The sequence below is a fragment of the Methylobacterium sp. B1 genome (assembly GCF_000333255.1).
Classification (GTDB): domain Bacteria; phylum Pseudomonadota; class Alphaproteobacteria; order Rhizobiales; family Beijerinckiaceae; genus Methylobacterium; species Methylobacterium fujisawaense.
Map to the genome: position 1 here is coordinate 1 of NZ_BACT01000990.1, position 2,674 is coordinate 2,674.

The following is a 2,674-nucleotide window of genomic DNA, read 5'->3' on the forward strand; positions in this document are numbered from 1 at the left end:
CTCGCGGCGCCCCTGCACGATGTCGGCAAGGTCGGCATCCCGGACGGCGTCCTGCTCAAGCCCGGCCCGCTCGACCGGGACGAGTTCGACCTGATCAAGACGCATCCGGCGATCGGCCGGCGCATCCTGGGCGGGAGCGCCTCCGAACTGATCCGGCTGGCCGCCGAGATCGCCGAGTTTCACCATGAGAAATGGGACGGCGGCGGCTACCCGCACGGGCTCGTCGGCGCCGCGATTCCCCTCTCGGCCCGGATCGTCGCGGTGGCGGACGTGTTCGACGCCCTGACCACCGCGCGGCCCTACAAGGCTGCGCTGCCCTTCGACGCGGCCCTGGACTGCATCCGCGCCGACAGCGGCCGCCACTTCGACCCGGCCTGCGTGGAGGCCTTCTGCGCGCGCTTCCCGGACATCCGCATCGCCGGCGGGCAGAACCGGGCGGGGGTGCGGCCGAATGCGGGGCCGGTCACCGAACCCTGGGCGCGGGTGCCGACCCTGCTCCGCGAGGTCGCCGCCCCGTCGCCGGCCCCGGCGGGATGGCGCGTCAGCAGCCCCGAGGCGCTCCTGACGCCATCGGTGAACCCGGGCTCGTCTGCGCCGTTGATCGCGGACTCGCACGGATCACGGACGGAGCCGCACCATGACCACGACCTGGAAGACGCTGCCGGAGATCGCCCTGGCCCGCCGGATCTCCCTGGACGCGGCCCGGCGCCTGGTCGACGGGGCGAAATGCCCCAAGGTGTTCCGCGCGGACGGCACCGTCTACCTCATCTGAGCGCGGGCCGGGCGGATGACGCATCCCCCGGAAGCCCCTAACCTTCTGGCATGCGCATCTTCCACACGCCCGATTCAGGCCGGCACGATCCCGAACGCTACCTGCGGCGCGGCACGCCGATCCCGCATCCCGAGCAGGCCGCCCGCTACGCGATCCTGCGCGACGCGGCCCTGCGGGGCGGCCACGACCTCGGCGAACCGGCCGATCACGGCCTCGACCCGATCCGGGCGGTGCACGATCCGGACTACGTGGCGTTCCTGGCCGAGGCCTGGGCGCGCCGGGGCGAGATCCCCGACATCGGCGACGAGATCCTGACCGGATCCTTCGCCCGGCCGCAGATGCACCGGAGGCCCGCCGGCCTCCTCGGGCGGCTGGGCCTCTACACCGCCGACACCTCGACGCCGATCCGCGCCGGCACCTGGGCGGCGGTCTACGGGTCGGCGCAATGCGCGGTCGCGGCCGCCGACGCGGCCCTCGCGGCGGGGCACGCCTACGCCCTGTGCCGCCCGCCCGGCCACCACGCCTATGCGGAGTCCGCCGGCGGCTTCTGCTTCCTCAACAACAGCGCCATCGCGGCCGAGCGGATGCGCGCCGCCACCGGCGGCCCGGTGGCGATCCTCGACATCGACGTCCATCACGGCAACGGCACGCAGGGGATCTTCTACGCCCGCGCCGACGTGCTGACGGTCTCGGTCCATGCCGACCCGTCCGACTACTTCCCGTTCTTCGCCGGCTACGCCGACGAGACCGGGACCGGGGCGGGGGCGGGGTTCAACCGCAACCTGCCGCTGCCGCCGGGCTCGGGGGACGCGCTATGGCTCGAGGCCCTGGAGGCGGGTCTCGCGGCTGTCGCCGCGCACCGGCCCCGGGCCCTCGTGGTGGCGCTGGGCCTCGACGCCGCCGCGGACGACCCGATCGGCGCCCTCGCGGTGACCCGGGCGGGGTTCGTCGGGGCGGCGGAGCGGATCGCCCGGGCCGGGCTGCCCACGGCCCTGGTGCAGGAGGGCGGCTACCTCTGCGCGGCCCTGCCGGACAACCTCGCGGCCTTCCTCGCGGCCTTCGACGCCGCGCGCTGAGCCCCGCATCGCGTCCGCCCCCGCGGTGCAGGCGTGATGCGATCGTGATCGCCGGGGCGCCGGATCGGCTACCCGGATGTGGTCGACCCGATGCCACAACCGACCTATCAGGGCGGGGCGGGCGCCGCCGACGCGTCCCGGGCGGGAGGAACGGACGATGGGCGCGGGCGAGGTGGGCTTAGGCGAGGCGGCCAGCGCTCCGTGGTACGCGGGTCTCACCCGGCGCCACTGGCGGATCCTGTGGGGCAGCTATCTCGGCTGGATCTTCGACGGCTACGAGGCGGTGGCCCTGGTCTACGCCCTGCGTCCGGCGCTGGCCTCGATCCTCACCCCCGAGCAGGCCCAGGCGCCGGCCTCCTACGTGGGGCTCGCCATCGGCATCACGCTGCTCGGCTGGGGGATCGGCGGCCTCATGGGCGGGATCGCGGCCGACTATATCGGCCGCAAGCGCATGATGATGATCTCGATCCTCGGCTACGCGGTCTTCACCGGGCTGACCGCCTTCGCCGGGAGCTTCACGCAGCTCGCGATCCTGCGGTTCATCACGGGGCTCGCCATCGGCTCGGAATGGTCCACCGGCATCGCCCTGGTGGCCGAGACCTGGCCGAACCGGGCGCGGCCGAAGGGCTGCGGCTTCCTGCAATCGGGTTTCGGCGGCGGCGCGGTGCTGGCCGCCATCGTGTGGGCCGTGCTCGCGGCCACCGAGCCCCTGGGCCCGGAATCCTGGCGGATCCTGTTCGCGCTGGGTGCCCTGCCGGCCTTCGTCTGCCTGTACCTGCGGCGGGCGCTGGAGGAATCCGAGCAGTGGATGCAGGCGCTCAAAGCG

The 2,674-nt window shown here is 74.0% G+C and carries 3 protein-coding genes; all 3 read left to right on the plus strand.

Annotation, left to right across the window (positions count from 1 at the left end):
* Positions 1–813, plus strand: an 813-nt coding sequence (locus I53_RS30675; RefSeq protein WP_148291256.1) for an HD domain-containing phosphohydrolase, incomplete at its 5' end; no start/stop codon positions are given.
* Positions 814–822: 9 nt separating this feature from the next.
* Positions 823–1,848 carry a histone deacetylase family protein gene (locus tag I53_RS27500; RefSeq protein WP_043356973.1) on the plus strand — a complete coding sequence of 342 codons (1,026 nt, stop codon included), beginning with the start codon at positions 823–825 and terminating at the stop codon, positions 1,846–1,848.
* Between the two features lie 157 nt (positions 1,849–2,005).
* On the plus strand, positions 2,006–2,674 hold a 669-nt coding region (locus I53_RS27505), incomplete at its 3' end, for an MFS transporter (RefSeq protein WP_043356975.1).